At 71.4% G+C, this 23,321-nt stretch carries 30 protein-coding genes and 2 pseudogenes; 13 read left to right on the top strand and 19 right to left on the bottom strand.

Going from position 1 to position 23,321, the window contains the following annotated elements; genetic code table 11:
* Window positions 1-25: 25 nt before the first annotated feature.
* A complete protein-coding gene (locus tag CcI156_RS11310; protein WP_076805569.1) occupies window positions 26-934 on the bottom strand; it encodes a FadR/GntR family transcriptional regulator in 909 nt (302 codons plus the stop codon).
* A gap of 182 nt (window positions 935-1,116) precedes the next feature.
* Between CcI156_RS11310 and CcI156_RS24045 the strand changes: the two genes are divergently transcribed.
* Window positions 1,117-1,749 carry a polysaccharide deacetylase family protein gene (locus tag CcI156_RS24045; protein WP_254847378.1) on the top strand — a complete coding sequence of 211 codons (633 nt, stop codon included), beginning with the start codon at window positions 1,117-1,119 and terminating at the stop codon, window positions 1,747-1,749.
* Window positions 1,746-2,432, top strand: a complete 687-nt coding sequence (locus CcI156_RS11300) for a hypothetical protein (RefSeq protein WP_011437362.1) — start codon at window positions 1,746-1,748, stop codon at window positions 2,430-2,432. The genes CcI156_RS24045 and CcI156_RS11300 overlap by 4 nt, the downstream gene beginning before the upstream one ends.
* Window positions 2,433-2,548: 116 nt before the next feature.
* On the opposite strand, the gene CcI156_RS11295 is transcribed toward CcI156_RS11300, so the two are convergent.
* The 6 genes from CcI156_RS11295 to CcI156_RS24040 form a co-directional block, all read right to left on the bottom strand.
* Window positions 2,549-3,535, bottom strand: a complete 987-nt coding sequence (locus CcI156_RS11295) for a CAP domain-containing protein (RefSeq protein WP_023840812.1) — start codon at window positions 3,533-3,535, stop codon at window positions 2,549-2,551.
* 76 nt (window positions 3,536-3,611) lie between these two features.
* A complete protein-coding gene (locus CcI156_RS11290; protein WP_076805567.1) occupies window positions 3,612-4,478 on the bottom strand; it encodes a biotin-dependent carboxyltransferase family protein in 867 nt (288 codons plus the stop codon).
* 24 nt (window positions 4,479-4,502) lie between these two features.
* Window positions 4,503-5,249 carry an allophanate hydrolase subunit 1 gene (locus tag CcI156_RS11285; protein ID WP_011437359.1) on the bottom strand — a complete coding sequence of 249 codons (747 nt, stop codon included), beginning with the start codon at window positions 5,247-5,249 and terminating at the stop codon, window positions 4,503-4,505.
* A gap of 10 nt (window positions 5,250-5,259) precedes the next feature.
* On the bottom strand, window positions 5,260-6,165 hold the full coding sequence (locus CcI156_RS11280) for a LamB/YcsF family protein (protein WP_076805565.1): 906 nt from the start codon (window positions 6,163-6,165) through the stop codon (window positions 5,260-5,262).
* A gap of 12 nt (window positions 6,166-6,177) precedes the next feature.
* On the bottom strand, window positions 6,178-6,399 hold the full coding sequence (locus CcI156_RS11275) for a hypothetical protein (RefSeq protein WP_023840813.1): 222 nt from the start codon (window positions 6,397-6,399) through the stop codon (window positions 6,178-6,180).
* 136 nt (window positions 6,400-6,535) lie between these two features.
* Window positions 6,536-6,970, bottom strand: coding sequence for a MarR family winged helix-turn-helix transcriptional regulator (locus CcI156_RS24040; RefSeq protein WP_023840814.1), 435 nt, complete (start codon window positions 6,968-6,970; stop codon window positions 6,536-6,538).
* Between the two features lie 6 nt (window positions 6,971-6,976).
* Between CcI156_RS24040 and CcI156_RS11260 the strand changes: the two genes are divergently transcribed.
* Window positions 6,977-8,212, top strand: coding sequence for an alpha/beta fold hydrolase (locus tag CcI156_RS11260; RefSeq protein WP_083718448.1), 1,236 nt, complete (start codon window positions 6,977-6,979; stop codon window positions 8,210-8,212).
* 17 nt (window positions 8,213-8,229) lie between these two features.
* The gene (locus CcI156_RS11255; RefSeq protein ID WP_076805561.1) at window positions 8,230-8,745 is read left to right on the top strand and encodes a cupin domain-containing protein; all 516 of its coding nucleotides are present in this window, start codon (window positions 8,230-8,232) and stop codon (window positions 8,743-8,745) included.
* A 43-nt stretch (window positions 8,746-8,788) separates the two neighbouring features.
* Here the strand turns inward: CcI156_RS11255 and CcI156_RS11250 are convergent, their stop codons facing one another.
* From CcI156_RS11250 to CcI156_RS25610, 3 genes are all read right to left on the bottom strand, one after another.
* The gene (locus CcI156_RS11250; protein ID WP_023840816.1) at window positions 8,789-9,043 is read right to left on the bottom strand and encodes a hypothetical protein; all 255 of its coding nucleotides are present in this window, start codon (window positions 9,041-9,043) and stop codon (window positions 8,789-8,791) included.
* 620 nt (window positions 9,044-9,663) lie between these two features.
* A complete protein-coding gene (locus tag CcI156_RS11240) occupies window positions 9,664-10,272 on the bottom strand; it encodes a pyridoxamine 5'-phosphate oxidase family protein (RefSeq protein ID WP_023840817.1) in 609 nt (202 codons plus the stop codon).
* Window positions 10,273-10,378: 106 nt separating this feature from the next.
* A complete protein-coding gene (locus tag CcI156_RS25610) occupies window positions 10,379-10,540 on the bottom strand; it encodes a hypothetical protein (RefSeq protein WP_175637573.1) in 162 nt (53 codons plus the stop codon).
* 121 nt (window positions 10,541-10,661) lie between these two features.
* On the opposite strand from CcI156_RS25610, the pseudogene CcI156_RS11235 reads away from it, so the two are divergent.
* The 3 genes and pseudogenes from CcI156_RS11235 to CcI156_RS27720 all read left to right on the top strand — a co-directional run.
* Window positions 10,662-10,892, top strand: a pseudogene (locus CcI156_RS11235) (zinc ribbon domain-containing protein); the annotation flags it as partial.
* 176 nt (window positions 10,893-11,068) lie between these two features.
* Window positions 11,069-11,491, top strand: coding sequence for a hypothetical protein (locus tag CcI156_RS11230; protein WP_023840820.1), 423 nt, complete (start codon window positions 11,069-11,071; stop codon window positions 11,489-11,491).
* Window positions 11,492-11,540: 49 nt separating this feature from the next.
* A pseudogene (locus CcI156_RS27720) lies at window positions 11,541-11,729 on the top strand (hypothetical protein); the annotation flags it as partial.
* A gap of 392 nt (window positions 11,730-12,121) precedes the next feature.
* On the opposite strand, the gene CcI156_RS11220 reads toward CcI156_RS27720, so the two are convergent.
* Window positions 12,122-13,327, bottom strand: coding sequence for an RNA-guided endonuclease TnpB family protein (locus CcI156_RS11220; RefSeq protein WP_023840822.1), 1,206 nt, complete (start codon window positions 13,325-13,327; stop codon window positions 12,122-12,124).
* A 22-nt stretch (window positions 13,328-13,349) separates the two neighbouring features.
* Between CcI156_RS11220 and tnpA the strand changes: the two genes are divergently transcribed.
* Entirely contained in the window at window positions 13,350-13,766 is a 417-nt protein-coding gene (tnpA, locus tag CcI156_RS11215) for an IS200/IS605 family transposase (RefSeq protein ID WP_023840823.1), read from the top strand.
* 97 nt (window positions 13,767-13,863) lie between these two features.
* On the opposite strand, the gene CcI156_RS11210 is transcribed toward tnpA, so the two are convergent.
* The 5 genes from CcI156_RS11210 to CcI156_RS11190 all read right to left on the bottom strand — a co-directional run bounded on the left by CcI156_RS11210 (window position 13,864) and on the right by CcI156_RS11190 (window position 17,714).
* Entirely contained in the window at window positions 13,864-15,024 is a 1,161-nt protein-coding gene (locus CcI156_RS11210) for a methyltransferase domain-containing protein (RefSeq protein ID WP_254847377.1), read from the bottom strand.
* Complete coding sequence (locus CcI156_RS11205; protein WP_076805627.1) at window positions 14,988-15,803, bottom strand: radical SAM protein; 816 nt, start codon at window positions 15,801-15,803, stop codon at window positions 14,988-14,990. Before CcI156_RS11205 ends, CcI156_RS11210 begins: the two co-directional genes overlap by 37 nt.
* A gap of 24 nt (window positions 15,804-15,827) precedes the next feature.
* Window positions 15,828-16,556: a hypothetical protein gene (locus CcI156_RS11200; RefSeq protein WP_023840826.1), complete on the bottom strand. Its 729-nt coding sequence runs from the start codon at window positions 16,554-16,556 to the stop codon at window positions 15,828-15,830.
* A 27-nt stretch (window positions 16,557-16,583) separates the two neighbouring features.
* Entirely contained in the window at window positions 16,584-17,009 is a 426-nt protein-coding gene (locus CcI156_RS11195; protein WP_076805557.1) for a hypothetical protein, read from the bottom strand.
* A gap of 69 nt (window positions 17,010-17,078) precedes the next feature.
* On the bottom strand, window positions 17,079-17,714 hold the full coding sequence (locus tag CcI156_RS11190; protein WP_051868806.1) for a hypothetical protein: 636 nt from the start codon (window positions 17,712-17,714) through the stop codon (window positions 17,079-17,081).
* Between CcI156_RS11190 and CcI156_RS11185 the strand changes: the two genes are divergently transcribed.
* On the top strand, window positions 17,692-18,138 hold the full coding sequence (locus tag CcI156_RS11185) for a hypothetical protein (protein WP_232235046.1): 447 nt from the start codon (window positions 17,692-17,694) through the stop codon (window positions 18,136-18,138). The two genes, CcI156_RS11190 and CcI156_RS11185, sit on opposite strands and share 23 nt — an antisense overlap.
* Here the strand turns inward: CcI156_RS11185 and CcI156_RS11180 are convergent.
* Entirely contained in the window at window positions 18,135-18,704 is a 570-nt protein-coding gene (locus CcI156_RS11180; RefSeq protein WP_035911164.1) for a hypothetical protein, read from the bottom strand. The genes CcI156_RS11185 and CcI156_RS11180 overlap by 4 nt on opposite strands.
* Before the next feature lie 242 nt (window positions 18,705-18,946).
* Here CcI156_RS11180 and CcI156_RS11175 point away from each other — a divergent pair, with 242 nt between their 5' ends.
* Together CcI156_RS11175 and CcI156_RS11170 are read left to right on the top strand one after the other, a co-directional pair.
* Window positions 18,947-20,275: a hypothetical protein gene (locus CcI156_RS11175; RefSeq protein WP_076805555.1), complete on the top strand. Its 1,329-nt coding sequence runs from the start codon at window positions 18,947-18,949 to the stop codon at window positions 20,273-20,275.
* Window positions 20,272-20,808, top strand: coding sequence for a GNAT family N-acetyltransferase (locus CcI156_RS11170; protein ID WP_076805552.1), 537 nt, complete (start codon window positions 20,272-20,274; stop codon window positions 20,806-20,808). The genes CcI156_RS11175 and CcI156_RS11170 overlap by 4 nt, the downstream gene beginning before the upstream one ends.
* 17 nt (window positions 20,809-20,825) lie before the next feature.
* Here the strand turns inward: CcI156_RS11170 and CcI156_RS11165 are convergent, their stop codons facing one another.
* Both CcI156_RS11165 and CcI156_RS11160 read right to left on the bottom strand, forming a co-directional pair.
* Window positions 20,826-21,860 carry a hypothetical protein gene (locus CcI156_RS11165; RefSeq protein ID WP_023840833.1) on the bottom strand — a complete coding sequence of 345 codons (1,035 nt, stop codon included), beginning with the start codon at window positions 21,858-21,860 and terminating at the stop codon, window positions 20,826-20,828.
* A 209-nt stretch (window positions 21,861-22,069) separates the two neighbouring features.
* Window positions 22,070-22,264, bottom strand: coding sequence for an AlpA family phage regulatory protein (locus CcI156_RS11160; protein WP_023840834.1), 195 nt, complete (start codon window positions 22,262-22,264; stop codon window positions 22,070-22,072).
* Window positions 22,265-22,436: 172 nt separating this feature from the next.
* On the opposite strand from CcI156_RS11160, the gene CcI156_RS11155 reads away from it, so the two are divergent.
* On the top strand, window positions 22,437-22,949 hold the full coding sequence (locus tag CcI156_RS11155; RefSeq protein WP_023840835.1) for a hypothetical protein: 513 nt from the start codon (window positions 22,437-22,439) through the stop codon (window positions 22,947-22,949).
* A partial coding sequence (locus tag CcI156_RS11150; RefSeq protein ID WP_139341480.1) for a hypothetical protein occupies window positions 22,946-23,321 on the top strand: 376 nt, incomplete at its 3' end. The genes CcI156_RS11155 and CcI156_RS11150, both read left to right, overlap by 4 nt.

Below are 23,321 nucleotides of genomic sequence, written 5' to 3'. Positions count from 1 at the left end.
CGTGCCCAACCCTCTACAGTTCGATTCAGCCGAGCAGGTCCAGCACGCACCGGTCGGCCGGACCGCCGGGGATCGCGTGGTCGGGGGCGGCGAGGTGCCGGTGCCAGAGATCGGCGGCGCCCTGCGTGTCGCCGGCCTCGATGAGGTCGATGAGCGTGGCGTRGATCCGGCGGGTCGCACGGGCGGACGATCGGTCATCGGCGGCGACCGCGGCAAGGCTGGTCTCCTCCGGACGGTTGTCGGCACCGGGGTGACCGCCGTGGCTGTTTGTGAGCTCCACGAGATGCAGGAGCATCCCGGTGATCACGGTCAGTGACTTGTTTCCGGTCAGCTCCACCACGGCCAGGTGAAAGGCGGCCTGGGCCGAGGCGAGCGCGACGGGATGGTCGGCGGCCTCGTCACCCTCGTGGAGGAGCTGGCGCAGCCGGGCGACGTCGGCGGGATCACGCCGTTCGGCGAGCAGCGCCGCGCACGGCGGCTCGATGACGGCACAGGCCTGGTGGACGTCGCCCAGGGTGGCGCCGCGGTGTTCGAGGACGAGACCGGCGTAGCGCGCGGCAACCTCGGGGCTCGGGGTGTGGACCCGCGCGCCGCCGTGGGCCCCGCGCCGCACGAAGATCAGCGCTTCCGCCTCCAGCACCCGGAACGCCTCGCGCAGGGTGGGGCGCGAGACTCCGAACTGCGCCATCAGCGTGGGTTCGGGCGGTAGGGCGTCACCCTCGCTGAGCTCGCCGCGGATGATCYGCCGCCGCAGCTGGCTGGCGACGAGTTCCGCGGTCTTGGGTACCCGCACCCGCTGGCCGACCGGGGACGCGGCGGCCGGGACGTGGGCGGGCGAGACCGGGGGCGCCGGGTTCGGGGTGGCCTCCGTGGTGGATGCCCCGGCGACGGACGTGCCCGGGATGGTTCCCGCCGGAGCGGCTGGCCATGCCATGAGCGGTCCTCCTGCACGGCGGGCGTCGATTGTTGCCTAATGATCGTCGGATATCGGTGGACTGTGTGGCATATTTATGTTAACAGACGACGATTCGTCCGGATTGTCGGCATCGTGGCCTCGACATCATGCGTGTCGAAAGAGTGCGCCCGATCCACAGCACGACTCCGACGTGRCCTGACGTGGTAGGGCCTGACGTGCTTGATCCGAAGCCCGACCGTCTCGTTCCTTCGCGCGGGTGCTTGTCGGCCGCGGTCGCCCTGACGATCGACGACGGTCCGCATCCGGTGTGGACGCCGCGGATGCTCGACGTCTTGCGCCGCAACCGGGTCCAGGCAACGTTCTGCCTGGTCGGGGCCCAGGCACACGCGCACCGGGACCTGGWGGGCCGCATCATCGCCGAAGGGCACTCCGTCTGTAACCACGCGATGACCCATCCCCAGCCGTTCAGTCATCGCACACCGGCGCAGATCCGGGCCGAGATGGTCCGCGCCCAGTCGGTCATCGTCGACGCGGGTGGGAAACCGCCCCGGCTCTTCCGCGCGCCGGGTGGTGACTGGTCGCCGGCCGTGCTCGCCGCGGCCGCGAACCTCGGCATGACCGCGATCGGCTGGGACGTGGACCCCCGGGACTGGGCCCGACCGGGCACGCCGCGGATCGTGCGCTCGCTGACCGCGGCGCGGCCGCGTCCCGGGCCGCGACCGGCGGTGATGGTGACCTGGTGTTTCGTGGATCGGGGTTCGCCGTCGGTGAGGGTTCATCGGCACCGGGCGGGGCACGTTCCTGGCGTTGGCCACGGAAGGAGCTCCCGATGACCCACGTCGCCGACATCGACTCCCCCTGGTTGGGCGCCTGGCATATTCCCCGCAGCCGGGGTGTGGTCAGTGGTCTGCTGCTGATGCTCCTGGGCGTGTGGGGGGCGCTGATTCCGTTCGTCGGGCCGTACTTCGACTTCGCCTTCACCCCGAACAGCGCCTGGACCTGGACGTCGGCCCGCTTCTGGTTGGAGGTGCTGCCGGGTGCCGCCACATTCGTCGGTGGGTTCCTGCTGCTGATGAGCTCCACCCGCGGCACCGCCGCGCTGGGTGCGTGGCTCGCGATCGTCGCCGGCGCCTGGTTCGTCGTCGGCCCGACGCTGGCGGGACCCTGGGACCTCGGCGCGCTCGGCCGGCCGGTCGGTGGGTCCGCCCGGCAGGCGCTCGTCTGGATCAGTTTCTTCTACGGCCTCGGCGCCGTGATCCTCTTTCTCGGTTCGACCGCGTGGGGTCGGCTGAGCGTGCGGGGGGTGCGCGACGTGGCCGCGGCGCGCCGTCAGCGGGAACTGCGGGAGCAGGCGGCCATGCGTCCGGGCCCCCTGGCGGAGTCGGAGGTCTATCCCAGCGACCGCCTCAGTGCCCCGGCCCCGGCCGAGGGGGCCCCGGCCGAGGGGGCCCCGGCCGAGGGGGCCGAGGAACGCACGGGCGCGTTCGGCCGTCATCGGCGCCGCAGCCACCGCTGACGGAAGGATCCATCGGGGAGGAACAGGGGAAGCGTGCGTCTCAGGGTGGGCCGTGCGTCTCAGGGCCGGCCGTGCGTCTCAGGGCCGGCCGTGCGTCTCAGGGCCGGCCGTGCGTCTCAGGGCCGGCCGTGCGTCTCAGGGCCGGCCGGGTGCCTCGGCCCGGAGTGGTTTCGTGGGTCGGCGCCGGCGAAGTCCTGCGTCCAGTAGGTGCCGTACGCGCCGCCGGTGGCGTAGCCCACGCCGATGGCGGTGAAGGCACAGGTGAGGATGGTCGCCCGCCGATCGGCGCTGTCCATCCACATCTGCACGGTCCGAGCCGCGGTGAGCGATCCGGCGGCGATGTTCTCCCCGACGAGATCGGCGGTGTATCCGCGGGCGGCCAGCCGCTTGTCGAGGCCGCGACCGTCCCTACCGGTGTAGCCGAAGTAGCCGTTCGCCGCCATGTCGGTGCTGTGCGCCTGCGCCGCGGCTGCCAGCCGGGCGTCGACCGTCAGCGCGCCGCAGCCCGCTCGGGCCCGCTCGATGTTGGTCAACCGGACCACCTCGGCGGCCTCGGTGCCGGTCCGGGGCGGGGCGACGGGCGGCGTCCGCCTCGGAGCCGGCGCGGACGTGCTCGTGCCCAGCGCGACGCTCGTGCCCGGTGCGACGCTCGTGTCCGGTGCGACGCTCGTGTCCGGTGCGACGAGGGGTGCCTGCACCGGAACCGGCAGGCGGGTAGCGTCCGGCAGGCCCGCGGACGGTTCGTCGGTCCGCGACGGTAGCGGGGTCGTGGTCGTGGCCGTGGCCGTGGACAGGCCGGACGACGCCGTCGACGATGTCCTCGCCGGCTCCGCGACCGGCTCCGCGGTCGGGTGCGTGGTCGGCTGGGCGAACGACCCTGCGGTGAGCTCCGTGCGCGCCGCCCCGGACGGGTGCGGCGGGACGGGAGTCGCGGCGATCGTGATCTCCTGGTCGGCCCGGGCTCCCGTAGACGGCGTCGCCGACGCTGCCCTGCCGGCGGGAAACGCCTGGCAGGCCGTGGTGAGCGCCGCTGCGAGGGCGGCCACGGACGCGGCGGCGATGACGGTCGTGAACCGAAGCGAACCCAGCCGAACCGAACCCATAAGGCCTCCTCGGGTCTCCCCCCCGGGAGCAATACGAGCAAAGATAACTAATTCCGCGTGTGGCGCTCCTCGCCTGTCATCGTGTGGTCCAGCTGTGGTAGGSCCGGAACCGGATGCGCTGGCCGGGCCGGCATTGCGCGGCCAGGTGCAGATCCTCGGACGCGACGACGCCCAGCATGGGATAACCCCCGGTGACCGGATGGTCGACGAGGAAGAGGACCGGCCGCCCGTCCGGGGGGATCTGGATCCCCCCGGTGACGACGGCCTCCGAGGGCAGCTCCGCGGTGATCCGGCGGCGCGGCGCCGGCCCGACGAGCCGTACGCCGACCCGGTCGCTCTGGGCCGTCACCTCATAGGACGCGGAGAACAGCGTGGGCAGCGCGTCCGCGGTGAACCAGTCGTCGCGGGGGCCGGCGAGGACCCGCAGGGTCGGTTCGTCCGGGTACTGGGCGAGCGGKGCGAGGTCGACGGTTGGCGGGTCCGCGCTGTCGGCCGCCCGCGGCAGCCGCCGACCGGTGCTCAGCGGTTGCGGACCGATCCCGGAGAGGGTGTCACTCGATCGTGAGCCGAGCACCGGGGGGACACCGATCCCCCCGCGAATTCCGAGGTAGGTGCGCAGGCCCCGGTCGGGTGCCCCGATCCGCAACAGCGCGCCGGCGGGCACGTCCACCGGGGAGTACATGCTGATCTGGCGACCGGCGAGTTCCAGCGGGCACGGCGCGCCGGTCAGCGCGATCAGCGCCGGATCCGTGAACCGTGCGGTGAGGCCGCCGTAGGTGAGCTCGACCGCCGCCGCGGTCGCGACGTTGCCGACGAGCCGGTTCGCCAGCAGCAGACTGCGACGGTCGGCCGCGCCGGACCGGGTGATGCCCAGGTGCGCGAGCCCGGGCCGGCCGAGATCCTGGACCGTGGCGAACGGACCTGGCGCGACGATTTCGATCATGAAATCCCGATCATGACATTTCGATCACGACATCGACCGGGCGGCGTCAGCAATGGCGTCGGCGTCGGCGATGAACCGCACCCGCGTGCCCGGGGCCAGCACGGCGGGCGGCTCCCGGTCGGGATCGAAGACCCGCAGGTCGGTATGGCCAATCAGCCGCCATCCGCCGGGCGAGGTCCGCGGGTAGACACCGCTGAACTCGTCGGCGATGGCGACCGCGCCCGCGGGGACCCGGGTGCGCGGGCTGTCCCGGCGTGGCACGCGCAGCGCCGGGTCGAGGCCCGCGATGTAGGCGAAGCCGGGAGCGAAGCCACAGAACGCGACCCGGTGCCGGCCACGTACGTGCCGGTCCACGACCTGCGCCGGAGTCAGTCCGCTGAGCCGGGCGACCTCGGCCAGATCGGGACCGTCGTAGCGCACCGGTATCGTCACGACGTCCCGGTCGAGCGGGGGACCGGCCTGCGGCGCGGGGCCGGACGAGGGATCGGGACCGGCCTGCGGCGCGGGACCGGAGGAGGGCGTGGGGCCGGAGGAGGGCGTGGGGCCGGACGTGCCGGGCTGAGCCCCGGCGGCGCGCAGCAGGGCGGCGCTCAGGCGTCTGGCGTCGGTCGCCGCGGGATCGAACGCGACCAGCACCGTCCGCGCCGCGGGAACCAGTTGGATGATCCCGACCGGGGCGATCCGCCGCAGCCGCGCGTAGAGGGCCTCGGCCTCGGTCAGGCCGGCCACCTCGACGAGCAGTGCCTCGTCACCGCAGGGCAGGATGCGCATCGCGATCCTCTCAGCTGAACGGGATCAGGGGGACACCCGCGTCGAACAGGGCTTGGCGCAGCCGTCTGACCATCTCGACCGCGCCCGGCGTGTCCCCGTGCACGCAGAGAGAGCGGGCGCCGACGTCCACCGGTGTGCCCTGCTGGCTGACGACCACGCCCTTGATCGCCATCCGCACGCCGCGCGCGACGATGACGTCGGGATCGTGCAGGACGGCGCCGGCCGTGCGCCGGGAGACCAGAGTGCCCGCGGCCGTGTAGTCGCGGTCGGCGAACGCCTCGCCGACCGCGGTCAGGCCGGCCTCGCTCGCGCGCCGCAACCACGCCGATCCGGGCAGGCCCAGGACCGGCAGCGTCGCGTCGTAGCAGCGGATGGCCTCGACGACGGCCTGCGCCTGCTCCTCGTCGGTGACGATGGCGTTGTAGAGGGCGCCGTGCGGCTTGACGTAGCGAACCCGGTCGCCGGCCGTCCGGGCGAAGGCGTCCAGCGCGCCGAGCTGATAGAGGACGTCGTCACGTAGATCGTCGGGGTCCATGTCGATGCGGCGACGACCGAAGCCGGCGAGGTCGCGGTAGCTGACCTGGGCGCCGATGCGGACTCCGCAGCGGACCGCCTGCTCGCACRTCCGCCGCATCGTCGCGGGGTCGCCGGCATGGAACCCGCAGGCGATGTTGGCGCTGGTGACCAGGTCRAGTAGGGCCTCGTCCTCGGTGAGGCGCCAGACCCCGAAACCCTCGCCGAGGTCGGCGTTGAGATCGAGGGGACGCGGCGGATCCGCCGGAGGCGGTGGTGCGACGGGATGTGCCCGTCCGGCCGGAGGCGGTGGCTCGACCGGGTTCGGTGGATCGGCCTCCCCGGTGGTCGCCCGGTCTGGCCGAGGTCGCTCCCGCCTGCCGGGATCTCGCTGGTCGCCCATGCTGCCAATTGTTCACCACCTCGGCACTGGCGATCCGCCCCCGTCGGCACGGTGGCGGGTGAGCCATCCGGTCACCTTGTGCGGCTTGAGATCCAGGCCGGCCAGGATCCTGCCGACCTGAGAGGCGGATATCGGGGCGAAGACGGTGCCCGCGACCTGGGCGGCGATCGCCGCATGAGTCCAGGTGACGGCGGGCCCGGGCGGGGTGGCGGTGGCCGCGGCGACCACCGCCACGCGCGCCAGGTCGTCATAGCGGCGCGGGTGCTGTCAGGTTCTCTGTGTGCGGGTTCGTCGGGTAGATGATCCGCCGTACCGCCGCCGGGAACGGTCCGGACAAGATCGCCGCTTAACAGTTGGAGCCGTGGGATGGCTAGGTTGCCTCGACGGCTGCGGCGGGCTCAGGCTTCAGCGCCCGGATGATCGGCTGCGCCGCCGCGAGCGACTCGATCAGACGCTGATACCGGTCGGTGCCCAGGGCGTCGGCAATATGCGCCTCGAATGCCTCAACCGTCTCGTGGGCACTGACGCGGGCGCGGGCGCCCGCGTCAGTGAGGTACAGGCCGATGCCGCGGCTGCCGGGAACCAGCTTGCGCTCGATGCAGCCGAGCTTTTCCAGCCGCGCGGCGATCTGGCTCAGCGCCTGCTGGGTCTGTGGTGCGCGCCGGCTGAGCTCGGCGATGGTGAGGCCCGGGCGCGCGTTGAGATTCTCCAGCATTCCCAGGCTGGCCAGCGAGAGCGGACTGTCCCCGAGCGCGGCTTCTCCCAGCAGCGACGTGCGGATCGAGACGGCCCACAGCAAGTGCACGAGCCAGTGCTCCCAACGGTCCTCCTGACCTGCCTGACCTGCCTGACCTGCCTGACCTGCCTGACCTGCCTGACCTGCCTGACCTGCCTGACCTGCCTGACCTGCCTGACCTGCCTGACCTGCCTGACCTGCCTGACCTGCCTGACCTGCCTGACCTGCCTGACCTGCCATGGCGTCACTATAGCCCAAGCACCTTGTAGTAATCACACGTTGATATTACAGCATCTTGATTTCACAAGACCTTGTAGTACGCTCGGAGGCGTACAGGAACTCAGTAACGCGAGAGGAGGAGCAGTGGTTCAGGAACCGACAAGCACGCCGAGCCTGGGGGCCCCGGCCGACCCGGCGCCGCCGATCCGCGGCTTGCGATCGGAATACGCCCGGGTCGGCGGCCACCGCCTGCACTACTGGACCGGCGGCCCAGACGACGGGACCCCGGTGCTGCTGTGGCATGGCTTCCTCGCCACCGGCTACGCCTGGCGCGGGGTCGCCCCCGCCCTGGCCGACGCCGGAATGCGCGTCCTCGTCATCGACATGCTCGGCTACGGCGACAGCGACAAGCCGGGCGGCACCGATCCCTACAGCGCACGCGCGCTGGCCGAGCAGGTCCGCGCCCTGACCGCCCGCAGCGGGTTCGGCGCCGGYCGGCCCATCCTGCACGTCGGGCACGACATGGGGGCGCCCCCGGCCCTGCTGTGGGCCGCCAGCCACCCAGAAGAGACCCGAGGCCTGGTCTACGCCGAGGCGCCCACCATGCTCGGCGGCCCGTTGCGGGACGTCCTGGCCTACGCCCCGGGCACCATGACCACAGGGTCCATGTGGTGGTGGATCTTGCCGCTGGCCCCGGGAGTGYCGCAGGCACTGATCGTGGGGCGTGAGGAAGCCTTCCTGCGCTGGTTCTACGACGGCCCGGCGGGAGCGCCCCGTGCGTTCGACGAGGCCACGGTGGCCGAATACCTGCGCACCTTCTCCKGGCCGGCCGGGGTACTCGGCTCCATGGGCGTCTACCGCGCCGCGTTCGCCAGCATCGCGCAAACCGAGCCGCTGCTCGTACACCCGACCCCCGTCCCCGTCCTCGCCGTGGGCGGCGAACGGGGCCTGGGCCAGCAGGTCGGCCGGATGCTGCCGCCGGTGGCCTCGCGCCTTAGCACGTCCATCCTCGACGGCGCCGGGCATTTCCTGCCCGAGGAAGAGCCCGAGCGGCTCGCCGCGGCCATCACCCTGTTCAACGACYGGATCTGAACGACCGAGGAGGAACGATGAGCTTCACCCCGCACACCGCCAGCCCGGCGACGCAGCCGGCGACGCAGCCCGCGACGCGCGGCTACGTCCTTGGCCCGGATGAGGGCAACCCCTATCACTGGCTCGRCACCCTCAGCCTGACCAAGGTGATGGGCTCGGTCACCACCGGCAACCTCGACATCGTCGACCACCGCGTTCCGCCCGGCTACGCGCCCCCGCCACACGTGCACCGCGACTCCGACGAGGTGTTCTTCCTGATCGACGGGCACCTGGAGGTGCACTGCGGCGACGACGCGTGGGAGGCCGGGCCCGGCTCGCTGCTCTTCCTGCCGCGGGGGGTCCCGCACCGCTTCGTCAACGCCGACCAGCCTGCCCGCACCCTGCTGATCAACGCGCCCGCCTCGTTCGCGGACCTGGTCGTCGCCATCGGCGACCCCGCGCCCGGCCTTGACATGCCCGGCCCGGACGCGCCGGTGCCGTCAACGGAGGAGATCTTCGCCCAGTCGCAGTGGTACGGCATCAACCCCGCGTGACGGACGGAGCGAGCCAGACAGGCAGGAAACCTCATGGTCGACGTCAGCCGCACGAGCAGGCCCCCGATACCCAGGACGTCGTCGAGCAGCCCCGCACCCGGTCGATCTCGCCGCCGGTGCAGTCGATCAAAACCTTGACCTCCACGTCACACGTGCCCGGATCCGCCGTCACGAAGAATCCCACCACGCCAGCACCGACAGCACTGCCGCGGAAGACGCCCACGCCGTCACCGTCACCGTCCGCGGCCACGGCGCCCTCCAGGTAGCCATAGTCGATGGGGTACACGGCCTCCGGCACCCGGGGGTGCCTGCTGCCGGCCGGGCGGTGCACMACCAGCCGCGAGGTAGCCGCCAACTCGTTGAGGTAGCCGCCAACTCGTCGAGGTTGCCGCCAACTCGTCGAGGTTGCCGAACAGCCGTGCGCGGGACGCGTCAACCATGATCACCGCCGAATCGGGGAGGTCCGCCAAGGAGACCACCGACATGAAGTGGTTCAGGGCGAAGAGCATGGTCCTGCCGCCTGACGTGAACGGCGACTCCCGGCCGGTGCCATCGGCATGCTGGACGGCAACTGGACGTGACCGTTCCCTTCGTCGCTGCCCGGGCCGTCGGCGAACAGGGTGCCCTGCACACTCTTGCCGTGGCCCCAGCAGCTGCCCGCGGCTACCGTGGCTGTCCTCCGAAGTAGCCACCGCTCAACACCTCGGCTGATCGGACGCCGTTCGCGTGATCGCAACATGGTCGTCCAGCCGGGACTCGAACCAACTCGCGAGGCCGTGACCAGCACCGTTCCACAGTGCTGGATCTCAAGCGACAGATCGCGAACCGTATTCACCCAGGCCAAGATCATGATCAGAAAAAGGGTGGACCTGACACGGCAGCAGAAGAACCGATCGGTCTTGGTCGAAGGCCCTGAAATCACCGTCCGCCCGGTCGGGACGCGGCAACTGACCAGGAACGATGCCAGATAAGGATCGAAATGATCGAACCACGGCCGGCCTCGAACGCATGTTCCGCAGGGTTGGTGGGACCCTCCCCACGGTGAGTCGCTCGACTGTGGTGGGAGGGAATCGTGGGCGACGATCCCGTCCGGCGGGGGCTCATGGCAGCGAGGTGGATGAGTTCCTCCTTGGTGAAGACGTTCGCCAATCTCCGGCTGGCGGGGTCGTGATCGTGGCGGCACTGGTCCGAACGCCCGGCCCCGACGCGATCCACCAGCATGGCCAGCGCCCGCGTCTTCTCCTCGTCGTCCCGGACCAGACGGGCATCGGCGTGGATCACCACCGAACGATAGTTCAGTGAATGATGGAAAGCGGAACGAGCCAGGACAACGCCGTCGAGAAGCGATACGGTCATACACATCCGGATCGGCGCGGATCTCGCCAGAATGGCCAGCCTTGCCGCGCTGGAGGCGTGCACGTACACAAGATCGTCGGCGCGGACGTGCATCGTGGGCAGGACATGCGGCTGCCCGTGTACGACCAGGCCGACGTGGCAGACGAGTGCCTCGTCCAGAACGCTGTGCACAGCCTCGCGCTCGYGGCTGACTCGATCGGAGCTGCGGGTGGGTCGCAACATACTGGGCATGCTGCCCGTCGCGGGGAGCGATGTTCACCGAAAATAGGTCGGGCACTTACCAGCCGTGAGCGGAAACGGAGCGCGGCGGGAGCGTCCCGAGCGGCGGTGCGGTGTGTTCGCGATGGGAGAGGCCCTCCAGGTCCAGGAAGTTGTCCTCGGRCTCGACTGTGGTCTCCTTGAGAAGATTTTCCACCCGCTGCACGGTGAGCTGTCGCACCACCTCCGCTCCCGGGACGTAAGTATTCGGAAGTCCCGTTGTTGATCGGTGCCGGTGGTGCTGGCTGGGGTCTGCGTGTGGCCTGATGGGCGACGGTGGGTGATGTCCTGATGGCTGGATTGGTGTGCTGCGTGCCAAGGCTGAAAGCGCCGGGCGGACGGTTGTTGAGGTGAACGCCCGCCACACCTCCCAGCGGTGCGCCGAGTGCGGGCACGTCGCGAAGGAGAACCGTCCCTCGCAGGCCGAGTTCCGCTGCGTGAGGTGCGGGCACTCGGCGCACGCCGACGAGAACGCGGCGATCAACATTCTCAGGGCAGGGCTTGCCCTTCAAGCTGACGCTCAGGCGGCTTGAGAAGCCGCCGGCTTTAGCCGGCGKAGGAGTCACTTCCCCAGCGAGCTGTGCATCTCCCAGACCAGGATCTGTTATGCGCGCCAGCATCTATGGTCTGACCAGTGCAGTAACGTGCCCCGGTCGTCTCGCCCGCGCCGCCTCGGGCACCCCTCAGGCACACGCAGAAGGGGCGCCCGGTGAGCGCCTCCACCGCCGCCGAGCGGGTAATCCTCCGCGACGGCGACTGGGAGCTTGAGCAGCTCCTCGACGGCCTCGGTGACGATGACGACGGGACCCGCCGCCGGCCGGTCATCGCGGAGACCACCATTCGCTACCTGGTGTGGGTCGAAGACGAGTACGCGACCGCGGATCTCCAGGAGGACCATGAGCTGATCGAGGGCGCTGAGGTCGTCGACGGCGACATGACGGTGACCGACCCAGACGACATGGACTGGTGGCACATCTACCGGCAGCCGTTCGGCCCGGACAGCGCGCCGGTGGAGGGTCCGGCGTGGAAGTGCCCGGAGCTGCGGTGTCACGCTTATCAGCCTGCGGGGGCTTCTTACGAGCGGCGGCACGGGTGGTTGTGCCCGCACGCCGCTGAGGGTGGTGCCCGGTGAGCGCCACCGAGGGCACCACCCGCCGCTGCAACCCCCCGGAGGTGGCCGGATGAGCGAGCCCACCATCCGCGTCCTGTCCCTCGGCGCTGGCATCCAGAGCACCACGCTCGCGCTCCTCGCCGTCGAGGCCGCGCTACCGCGACCGGATGCGGCGATCTTCGCCGACACCGGCTGGGAGCCGCGGGCCGTGTACGAGCACCTCGACCGCTCCCGGATGCCGCTCGATCAGGCGCCGATCGACAAGCTGACCCGCGCCGAGTGGATCGCGCTCTACCAGCCCACCATCTTCGACACCCTCGACGAGGAAGGCGACCCGGACGGATGCTCGCCCTACGGATGCCGCAGCGGAGCGACGGCGTGATCGCCCTGTTCCGGCCGCGCCGCCGACCCCAACCCACACCCGCGCCCGAGACCCTCACCGCCTACGAGATCATGGCCCGCTGGCGACCCGGGKCACACGACCGGCCATGGACCTGGGCCGACGAGATCGCAGACCTCGTCACACGCGACCGCGAGCGGCTCGGCTGGATCGCCCGGCACTGCATGCACGTCCCGATCCTCGTGGGCCCGGACGGCCGGGTCTGGGACGTTGACTTCCTCTCCGCCCTGAAGGGCGGAGATTCCCGTCTGCTACGCCCCGGTGGGGGTGAGCTTCGGGTGGGTTCCCGCTTCGTCGCGCGGTGCCGGCACGGATGCCGGTCTTACCTGCGCTCCACGGGCAGACACGGCCAGTCCGGCCGCCTTCGCGACGTTGACCGCCGCGTTCACATCCCTGTCCAACACCGACCCGCACGCCTGGCACGTCCACTCCCGGACCGCCAGCGGTTTCGGGCCGTCCTTCACCCCGCAGGCCGAACAGACCTGCGACGTCGGCTCGAACCGTCCGATCCKGACGAACGTCCGGCCGTACCGGGCGGCCTTGTACTCCAGCATGGCGACGAACGCCGACCAGCCGGCGTCGTGCACCGACTTCGCCAACCGCGTGCGCGCGAGCCCGTTGACCGCCAAGTCCTCGACGGCGACCGCTTGATTCTCGCGGATCAGCCGGGTGGAGAGCTGGTGATGGAACTCGCGGCGCGCGTCGGCGACCCGCGCATGCTCCCGGGCGACCTTCAACCGAGCCTTGGCCCTGTTCTTCGAGCCCTTCTTCTTCCGGGACAGGTCGCGTTGCACCCGGCGGAGACGTTTCTCCGTGCGGCGCAGGAACCGCGGGGAGTCGATTTTCCTCCCGTCGGAGAGGACCGCGAAGTGGCCGAGTCCCAGGTCGATACCGACCTCGGTGGTCGTCTCCGCCGGGCTGTCCACCTGTCCCGCCTCGACGACGAAGCTCGCGAAGTACCGGCCTGCGCTGTCCCGGATCACCGTCACCGACGACGGTGCCGACGGCAACCTGCGCGACCAGCGGACCGGAACATCGCCGATCTTCGGTAGGCGCAGCTTCCCGCCCGTGGTGACCGACCAGCGGGCGTTGGCGGTGAACCTGACCGACTGGCGGGTGTCCCGCTTGGACTTGAACCGCGGCGCGCCCATCCGGGGCCGTTTCCCGGCCAGCCCGTCGAAGAAGTTCCGATAGGCCGTATCGAGGTCGCGCAGCGACTGCTGCAACACCACCGCGGACACCTCTGCGAGCCAAGCCCGTTCCGGGCTCTTCTTCGCCTCGGTGATCAGCAGCTTCGACAGGTCCCCCGTCTTCGGGAACGGCAGCCCCGCCGCCCGCGCATCCTCCCGGGCGCGCAGGCCGTCGTTGTACACGACCCGGGCGCACCCGAACGCCTGTGCCAGCGACGCACGCTGACCCGCCGTCGGGTGGAGCCGGAAGCTGTACCGAAGCTGCACACCCCCAGTTTACCCTTGGTTTATGGCCACCGATCTCAACGTTCGCACTGGCAGGCACTGCGTTTTCGCCCTGCACGCCCACTTGGTTTTCGTCACGAAGTATCGGCATCGGGTGTTTGACGATCAGCACCTCACCCGACTGGAAGAGATCATGCGGGCGGTGTGCGTCGACTTCGAGACCGAACTCGTCGAGTTCAACGGCGAACATGACCATGTCCACCTGCTGGTCAACTTCCCACCCAAGGTCGCCCTGTCGAAGCTGGTGAACAGCCTCAAGGGCGTGTCGTCGCGCCGGATGCGCCAGGAGTTCCCCGAGCTGGCCCGGCACTACTGGCGGGCGAACCGGCTCTGGTCCGGGTCGTACTTCGCCGGGTCGGTCGGTGGCGCGCCGCTGGAGGTGCTCCGCCGGTACATCGAAGAGCAGACCCGCCCGGTTTAGGGCACGCTCAGGCCGCGAGGCGGCCTTCCCGCGCGGCCCTTCACCCCCGGCCTGAAGGCCGGAGCACTGGGCCGCAACTTGGTAGCAGGTTCTCGCCCTATTCGGCGCGCACGGTTGCCGTCCAGGCTCCGTGGGAGAGCCGGATGCTGCCGTCGTCGGCGATCCGGGCGTTGGCGCCGAGGTGCGGGGCGTATCCGAGGCGGAGCCAGTCGTCGCGGACGTCGTCGAGAATGTCCCAGAGTCGGCGCGGCCCGCCCTGGTGAACCGTCGGCAGATCGGCGCCGACCGCGGTAGCCCGYGCCCACGACCCGTCCGAATGGGCCATGATCGCCGTGTGCCGGCCGTCGGCCTCCCTGCGGTAGCCGTGCCGTACCCCCGGCACGGCCAGGGCGATCATGGCCGACAGCTCCCACGCCTCGGCGACGTCCACGACCGGGTATCGGCCGGTGGTCACCTCCTCGCCGTCGGCCTCGTCAAGCCGGTCGCTGTCGACCGCGTTCGGCGGGTAGTCATCACCGGTGCGGGTGCGCATGAACGCGGCCGGCGTGAACTCGACCATGCCCACGCGGCCGCGTGGGGTGCTCGTCACGGTGATGACCATGTAGGTGCCGGTGATCGTGGCGACCAGCCGCCCCCCCGGGCGTAGTGCGTCCAGCCAGCTCGTCGGGATGGACGGGACCGAGACCATGGAGACGATCCGGTCGTACTGGCCGGGCAGCGGACCGGTGGCATCCACGGTCAGGGYGGTGGGGTGCAGGTCGAGGGCGGCGAGGCGGTCCGCGGCGGCGGCGACCAGGTACGGGTCGACGTCGATCGTGGTGATGCGCTGGTCGTCGTAACGGCGGGCGAGTAGCGCCGCCCCGTACCCGGAGCCGGTGCCGACGTCCAGGATGTTCAGGCCCTCGGCCAGTTGGGCGTGCTGGTACATGCGCAGGGCCAGCGCAGGCATCGTGGCCGACGACGTCGGCATGCCCATCGGCCTGTCGCCCTCGGCGGCGTGATCGGCGTGGTTCTTGCCGACTCTCGTGACGAGCGACCGGTGGGCGGCGTAGACATCGGCGATCGGGCCGCGGCGCAGGTCCCACCCGTTCTCGGTTCGCACCCACCACGCGGGCACGAACTCGTGCCGTGGGATGTCGGCGACGACCGGATACCAGCGGGATCCGGGATGGCTGATCTCGTCGGCCAGGGTGCGGGCGTGCGCCCGCCACGGCTCGGCCATCAGTTCGGGTCCGGCTCGGGATGCACCGGCCCACATCTCTCATGGTCGCTGTCCGGATCGCACGGGCCCATCCGGGACCGCGGGACCGATTCCACCGCGGCCTGCCACTGCTTCCCGGCCAGCAGACCGGCCAGCGGGGTGTCCCGGACGTTACCGCCGTCGAGGCCGCGGCTCATCACGCACGGCGTGATCCTGCCGTCCGGCAGGACCGCGGCCCGGCCGAGCCCGCAGTGTCCGCAGCCGCCCGCCGTGGCCCCGTCGTGGCCGGCCGCCCGGCCGAACGCGCGGACCACGTCCCGGCGGATGTTCGTCACGCCGAGGCCGAGCAGATCCGAGTGCGCCCGGTCGGCGGCGTCGCCGCCACCGACGATGCCGACCCGCAGGGGGATGGAGCGGCGCAGCACCTCGATGAGGTTCGCCCGGGTCAGGGCGTGGGAACCGGCGCGGCCGGTGACCCGGTCGTGGTCAGCCGCGCTGGCCGCATAGTAGCTGGTGGCCAGCCGCACCCCGAGGCRCATCAGCGTCGGCCACAGCTCGGCGGGCACCCGCACCAGGTTGCTGAAGATCTCCACGGTCAGGCCGGCGGCGAGGGCGTAGCCGACCAGGTCGGGCAGCGCCGGGTGCAGCGTCGGTTCGCCGCCGATCATCGCTACCTGGCGGACGCCGAGCCCGGCCGCGTCGTCGATGACCTTGTGCCAGTCGTCGACGGTCATCGTCCCGTGGCCGGCAGTCGGCCCGGACTCGGCGTAGCAGTGGGAGCAGGCAAGCTGGCAGCGTCCGGTGATCTCCAGCCACAGCATCTCGGTGTGGGGCATGTGCACCTCCAAGGTAAGTATTTGTTAGGCCGCCGCTGCCACGGGTGTGGCTGGGATGCGCGTACGGCCCATATCGGTGACCGCCCATCCGCCGCCGACTAACTGCCGCAGGAGTCCGGCGTCCTCCTGCTCCTGGCACCAGATCCGGAGCCGCGGCATGCTCAGGCCGAGCCGGTGGGCAACGTCGTCCATGTCCACCGCCCCGAAAACGGGCGGGCGGGTGGCGGCGATCGCCGACCAGCCGTCGGCCGAGTCGAGGGGCCGGGCGAGTGCGGCGGTCGAGGCCGCCGCACCGGCGGTGGTGTACCGCCAGCAGCCCGCGTCCACGGCGAGAATGCGCCGGGCGGCGAGCGTGGCGAGGCGCAGTGCCAGCTCCTCCCGGTCCACCCGACCTGTCTCCGCGTCCAGGACGCGGGCGATCCGTTCGGTGCTCGCCGGCCCGGAGGTCTGCGCGGCGGTGAGCGCGGCCCACAGCTCCCGGCGGCGGACCGCGTCCACCGGACGGCGCACCAGCGGTGGCACGTCCCGCCGGGGGGCGAACCGGTAGGCCCTCCCTGCGCCGGTGCGCTGCTCGGCCATGATGCCCACAGTGGTGAGGGTGGCCATCCAGGCGGCTACCTGCTCGCGAGGGGCCTGGAGCCGGTCGGCGAGGGTCTGCGGGCGGATCCAGCCGCCGCCGGGCCGGGCCCGGTTGTCCGCCCAGGCCAGCCCGGCCGCGAGCCGGACGGTTGGGATCATGTCGATGGTGCGCATGGAACCCCCCGGTGACGATGGGCCGGCTCAGGCGCCGGTGGCACTGGCGGTGATGAGCGGGATCTGCTCGACGGCTCGGACGGSGAGTTCCTGAGCGTCGAGCGCGGGTAGCTGGTCGAGCGTGCCGGCGTGGATCGCGGCGGAGAGTGCCCGCCACACCGGCGCGGGGAGCCGGGCCTCCCGCTGGTGGAGGTAGCCGTAGCCGTGCACCACCTCGCCGCCGTCCCGCCGCGAGCGGCCGCCGGATGACGACCACGCCGTCCATTCCTCGCCGAGCGTGGCGAGACGGCCGGCGGTGGTGACCTTGGCCAGACCAACCCAGATCACCAGCGGCAGCCGCAGGTCGCCACCGGTGCCGGCGTAGTCGTAGCGGATGACGACCTCGGCACCCGAGCGGCCGACCAGGATCGTCGGGGCGTCCGGGGTGGCCGGCGCGGTGGCCTGCCGGGACATGATCTCTCCCTGTGTTGTGGGGCCTGCCCGCCGCCGTCGGGGTGGACGGCCTCCCGGGCGGGCAGGCGGTCAGTGGGCCGCGGCGACCTTCTCTGCGCCTGTGACGAGCTGGTCCAGCTCGGCGCCGAGGGTTTCGGGTATGCGCTGCGCGGTCGCGCTGTGGAAGGCACGTAGGTACGGCACGAGGCGTAGGAACGGGTGTCGGGCCGCCCAGTAGCGGGTCGGGTCGGTGCTGCGTTCGGCGCCGCGCAGGACATAACCCATACTGACGATCTTGTCGGCGGTGAGGGCGGCCATGACCAGATCAGGCAGCCGGTCGAGGCGCCGCAGCGCCCGTGTCGGCGCGGTGGCGTACAGGTCCATCGCCATGTGCTCGCCGTACATCAGCCACACCATCGTCAGGGTGCGGGTGCCGCACCGGTCCTCGATGGCGTTGTCGACCAAGGCCGATCCGCGGTAGTCGGGCACGTCGTGCAGCARCACCGCGGCCACCAGGTCGGCCGGCGCGTCGGGCAGGTGCCGGCCGAGGGTGACCGCGACGCGGACGGCATGGCCGAGCGCCGGGGCGCTGTCGATGATGTGYCCGGCGCACCATTCGCGGGCGATCCCGAGAGCGTGCTCGATGACCGGCGGCCGGGGCCGGGTGAGCACGGACCTGCGCAGCGGTGGCGATGATAGGCGGGTGGGGTCCGGTAGCGAGGTCATGGATCATCCCTGGGATGAGGACGCGCTGTGCGCGGTCTGCCCCGGACAGCTCCACGACCCGGGGCGGTTCGATGTGGTGGACGGGCCGCAGCCCGGCTGCCGGTACGACTCGACGGCCGGCTACCGGCGGGACACGGCCAGCGGAGTGCCGGTGTGCATCCACCCGGACAAGATCGGGGTGCGGCCGGGCCGGTACGCCTCCGGGGGTGAGGGGTGGCCCGCGCGGACGCCCCCGGCCGCCCCAGCGGGGCCGATGCCGGCCGAGGCCGGCGCGTTGGCCGGGTGGATGACGGAGCTGGTCCGCCACGCCGGCCCGGGCCGGGTGGATGCGGTGCTCGCTGATGCGGAGCGGCAGGCGGCCCGCAGCTTCCCCGCGGACGTCGTCGTCGGCGCGCTGCGGGCCGCCCTCGCCGCGATGGTCTAGCGGCCGAAGGTGAAGTAGTGCGACCGGCCGCCGGCCTGCACCCCGATCGACTCGTAGTGCTCGGACAGGATGTTGAGACGGCGCGCGGTCTCGGCCTTGCCGAGCCAGTAGCGCCGGGGCAGCTCCCCCCAGCGGGCAGCCCGGTAGATCTGGTCGGTGTAGCCGTCGACGTCGTAGTCGAACCGCTCCGCGTCGGTCGAGTGGACGAACGTCACCCGCAGATCGGCCTGGATCCGGGAGAGGATCGTGAACTGGGCGGTCAGCGCGTGCACCATCTCGTCCACCGGCGCGGCGACCAGCAGTTCCGCCGCCCGCTCGTCGCCGGTGAGCTCGTAGACCGCCGCCTTCATCGCCATGGTGCGCAGACCCTCGACGAACAGGTGCGGCCCGTCTTCGTCCAGGTCCCACTCGGCGATCAGYGGGTAGCCGGTGAACGTCGCCCAGCACGTCGGGTACTTCAGCGTGCTCGACCGCAGCCGGTCGAACTCCGGGTGCTCCTGGATCATGTCCATGATCACCGCCGCGCGCTCGCCGGCGGTGTACGGGCTCGGCAGGTCAACAATCATGATCGTTCCGGTCTCGGGGTTGGTCACGAGGCTCCTCCATGGGGATGTGAGGTGGGCTTCTGCCCACGGGGGCGCAGCGTTACCGCCGCGAACGGGACTGCTCGGCGCGCCAGCCCGCACTCAGCAGTTGGCACATCCGCCGGTGTGGATATGACACCCTCCGGCGCAGATCTGGTACAGACTGYGAGAAACTCGCATGCGCGAGAGGCATCTCTCTCGCGTCAGCGCAGGACGGGGAGACGATGACGGCTGTCGCGGCGCCGGCACGGGCGACGTTCGTTGCTGAAGTCGAGCGGCTGATCAAACAGACTGGGACGAACCGGTCCGAGCTGGCCCGCCAGATCGGCGTCAGCCGGATGGTCATCTCTGCYGCCGTCCGAGGTGAACAGCATGGGAGCCCGAAGCTCCTCCCATCACCGCACGTGATCGAGGRCTTGGACCGGGAGCTCCATGCCGCCGGCCGGCTGATCGCCCTCTGGCAGGACGCGGTGATGGAACGCACCGCCGACGAGATCAGATTGGATCGTGGACACCGTCTCTCTCTCGGCCCCACAGTGGATAGCCGGGGGCCAGGAGAGGAGACGAGTACGGACCGGCGCGAGTTCGTGGAACTGACCGCCCTGTCGGCCCTGGCCGCTGCCGCGCAGACACGCATGGACGAGGCGGTGACCGCGGCGACGCTCGACGAGCTGGAGGAGGACGCGGACGAGATCGCCTGTGTCTATGGCTCTGCCCCCCACGCTTCTCTCCTGCCTGAGGTCGGCGCCCGCTGGCGGCAGATCACCACGATCCTCGGCGGCCCCGTCGCCCCCGAGGCGCGGCCACGGATCACCCTGCTCGGCGGCCAGTTCACGTATTTCCTGGGCCGCCTGGCGTTCAACACCAACGACATGCGCTCCGCTCGCCGTTTCGCCGGCCTCGCCGGCCGCTACGCCGCGGAGGTCGGCGACCCGGTCCTCATCCTGTCCGTGGCCGCGCTGCGGTCGAGCATTGCCTACTGGCGGCGGCGGTACGCCCCGGCGCTCGCGGACCTCCAGGCCGTCGCGCACATCTCCGATCCGTACATGACCGCGCGGATCGCCGCATACGAGGCGCGCACCCACACCGCCCTAGGGGATATCCCTGCGGCCCGGGAGGCGCTCGACCGTATGGAGATGACCGCGGACACGTTCGCACCCCGGCCCGGGTCGACCCCGGTAGGCCCGGCCGGCGTGGCGATGTTCCGCGCCGGCGCCGCGCTCGCGCTTGGCGACATGGACGAGGCCCGACGGTGGGCGACCATGGCCGTGGACGGCTACCAGCGCCGCGGTGGCGACTACTCGGCCGAGGAGTCCCACCACGCAACGCTGACCCTCGCGCTCGCGCACCTGCGCGGCACCCGGCCTGAGCCCGAGGAGGCCGCGCGCATCGCGAGCACCGTGCTGGCCGACAGTCCGTCTCCCACCCACACCGTCAGCGGGAAACTCCGCAGCCTCGGACGCGCGTTCAGCGCTGACCACCGGCAGCTCCCCGAAGTCGCCGCGTACGTCGAGGCATACCGGGCCCTGCCGGCGGGAACCGGCGCGTCGTGACCACCATCCCCACCCTCACCACCGAGCGGCTGACCCTGCGGCCCATCGCCCGCGCCGATCTCGACGCCTACGCCGGGATCTGGGCCGATCCGGAGTTCGCCCGGTACATCGGCGGCCCGACCGACCGGCACGGCATGTGGCACAACCTCGCCGCCAACATCGGCTGCTGGGAGCTGGAGGGTGTCGGCCCGTGGTCCGTCGTCGAACGCGCGACCGGGACGCTCGTCGGCCGCGCGGGCCTGTGGTCCGAACCGGGCTGGCCCGGCATCGAAACGGTCTGGTTCATCGGCCGGCCCTGGTGGGGGCGAGGCTATGGAACCGAGGYGGCGAGCGCTGCGATCACCTGGGCGTTCGACACCCATCCCGACCTGCCCGAGGTCGTGTCCGTCGTCCGCGCCGAGAACGCCGCGTCGGTCCGCCTCGCCGAACGGCTCGGCATGCACCTCGCGCGAACCGAGCATCTCCACGGCGCGGAGAAGGGCGTGTACGCGATCAGCCGCGAGGATTGGACGCGCCGGGCCGCCGCAGTCTGATTCACAGACCGGGATCGTCATCGGCGGCCCCGAGGAAGCCGCACACGGAGCGCGGCAATGGCGTCCGCGGTGGCCGGTGACCGGGTGCAGGCCAGCGCAGCGCCCGTTGCGGCCCGTGGCGCGCCCAGAACGGGCCCGGACCGCCCGCTGGCGTCGGCCGCGTGGTCGGCGCACACCGGGCAGGGCGCGGGCTGTGTGTGAAGCCGGCACATGTTCCGCAGGTTCGGTGGCGTCGGCGTCACGGCCGAGCTGGCGGCGGCCGGGGCGGGTTCGAGGTCACGGATGCGGCGTCGGCGCACTGCGGCCGGGCTGCGGACCGGTCCGGACAGGGGCGCCCGGTAGGCATCGACGATCTGCGCGGGGGCGCAGCCGCGGGCGAGGGCGGCGGCGATGTCCGGGCGCCAGGAGGCGGGGAGCCGCTCGCCAACGACCAAGCGGCCGGCGAGGTCGGCGTACGGGTCCGCCTCGACGGCGTCGGTCGGCTCCTCAGCGTCGAGCGTGGGCGGATCGGGTTCGTCGTCGGTGGGCTCTGCTGCTGCTTGTAGTTCCAGGGAGCTTGCAAGGGAGGGGTCCGGTCCACCGGACGCAATTCGGCGGCCGACCGGACGCAACTCGCCGGTAACTTCCGTGTCTGCGTCCGGTCCACCGGACCCAAGTCCGTCGTGATCCTCGCGGTCTGCGTCCGCCCCACCGGACGCAATTACCTCGCCTGTGGGACTGTCTGGGCTTGCCTGCGTCCGGCCAGCCGGACCCATTTCGGCCGTCTCCTCGAACCGCGCCTCGTCGAACAGCAGCTCATAGACAGCGACGTGGCCCCGTCTGGCGCGCTCGATCTGGCGGATCAGCCCACGATCGGCGAGCTTGCCGAGGACCGCGGCAAGCTGAGAGCGGCTCTTGAGTCCCGAGCGGGCGAGGAGCTTGGGCAGGCCGGGTGAAGAGCGCCGCGAACCGCGGCGGGCATCCTCAGCGAGGATGAGCACGACCGTCCGCTCAGCGGGGGGCAGTTCCCCGGGAAGCAGGTCGAAGGCGGCAGCGACCCATCCCCAGCTCACAAGGCGCCCCAACAGGCGAGTGCAGTCGAGTCGTCGGGGGTCTGGCCGCCTTCGGGCAGGCTGCCGCGGGCATGATAGGACACGGGTTGATGGCCCTTCTCAGGCAAGGGTTGTCGATCAAGGGCCGGTCGGGAGCTGCGAACTCCTGGTCGGCCCGCTTCATGTGCGCTGAGACCGTGGTCGTCAGCCGGCACGTGCAGTGCCGTGGATCAGCCGGATTCGGCTGCGGGTCTCGCTGGTGCGCGCCCTGTTCGCCGCATCCACTCCTCGATGTCCGTGGCGAGCCAGATCTTGCCGACGCGCAAAGTCGCGATTGGTTCCGGGAACGTCGGATCGGACTTCATGATCTGGTAGATCCGCGCGGAGCCCAGGCCGAGAGCCTGCGCGATCTCCGCTGCGGCCATGAGCCGAAGATCCTTTGTCATAGGTGGCAAGTCTAGTAGCCGAGTCGTCAGTAAGTGGGTTGCATGCTAGACGACTTCTCTAGTAGCGTGCCACTTGAGCGGCCCCGCCCGGAGCTCTCACCCTCCGGCCGGGGCCTACGGATCACACCTGTCAGCACCAGGAAGGACCCGCGTGTTCTACGTTCCCACTCGCCGCCCCTTCGGGCAGCGTTTCGCTGGCGCCGCCCGGCGTGCCCTCTGCGCCGCCGCTGTCCGCCTGCTGGACCGCCTCGGCCCGGCCGAGCTCCCGGCGGCTGTCGAGCTGGCTCCGGTCGTCCCCACCGCCCCGGTCGCGGCCCAGCCGACGCCGGCCGCGTCGCCGGTGCTGTTCGCCGTCGACGAGCTGCCCCCGCTGGAGGTGATCGACGCGGCGGCGGTCGCGTTCGACCTCGCGGGTGAGGCGGCCCGCTCCGGGGACCGTGGCAAGCGGAAGGCCCGCCGGCTGCTCGACCGGCTCCCCGACGGCGTCTACGGCCGCTGGCAGGTCGAGCGGGTCGCCTCGGCGAAGACCACCCCCGACCTGGAGCAGATTCGCGCGGACTACGCCCGTGCCGGGCTCGGTGAGGTGCCGATGCGGCCGTGCGCTCCGACCCTGCGCGTCACCCTCGCCCCGGCCGTCGCGCTGGCCCCGGCGGTGGCGGCATGAACCCCGAGTCGCTGTTCACCAGCCACCCCGACCTGATCAAGCTGGGTGCCACGCCCGTGCCGCCCGCCGAGCTGTTCACCCTCGCCGGGGTGCCCGAGAATCTGCGGCCCACCGACACCGACCGGGCCGACGCCCGGCAGGCCCTGACCGGCAAGAGCAGCGCCGTGCAGGCCGGTACCGCCGCCGGTATCGCGTACGCGGCGCTGGTCGCGGTCGCATCCGGGATGCCGGGCGCCGACCTCGGTGTCCGCACCGCCCTCGCCCACGTCGCGTACTTCGTGACTCCTCTGACGCCTAAAGGCGTCAGCTTCTCAGGAAGCTTGCGCCACCTGAAGGGCGAGCCCCGCCCCGAGTATGTTGATCGCCGCGTTC

Origin of the sequence: Frankia sp. CcI156, from assembly GCF_001983015.1 — a bacterium.
Classification (GTDB): Bacteria; Actinomycetota; Actinomycetes; order Frankiales; family Frankiaceae; genus Frankia; species Frankia casuarinae.
The sequence above is the reverse complement of the archived record's forward strand: the minus strand, read 5'-3'. Positions and strand labels throughout refer to the sequence as shown.

Coding starts and splice junctions, on each gene's coding strand:
- CcI156_RS11285 (WP_011437359.1), bottom strand. CDS start 5,249: ATGCGCATCCTGCCCTGCGGTGACGAGGCACTGCTCGTCGAGGTGGCC.
- CcI156_RS11160 (WP_023840834.1), bottom strand. CDS start 22,264: ATGGCCGCAGCGGAGATCGCGCAGGCTCTCGGCCTGGGCTCCGCGCGG.
- CcI156_RS11295 (WP_023840812.1), bottom strand. CDS start 3,535: ATGGGTTCGGTTCGGCTGGGTTCGCTTCGGTTCACGACCGTCATCGCC.
- tnpA (WP_023840823.1), top strand. CDS start 13,350: ATGGCCACCGATCTCAACGTTCGCACTGGCAGGCACTGCGTTTTCGCC.
- CcI156_RS11200 (WP_023840826.1), bottom strand. CDS start 16,556: ATGCGCACCATCGACATGATCCCAACCGTCCGGCTCGCGGCCGGGCTG.
- CcI156_RS11300 (WP_011437362.1), top strand. CDS start 1,746: ATGACCCACGTCGCCGACATCGACTCCCCCTGGTTGGGCGCCTGGCAT.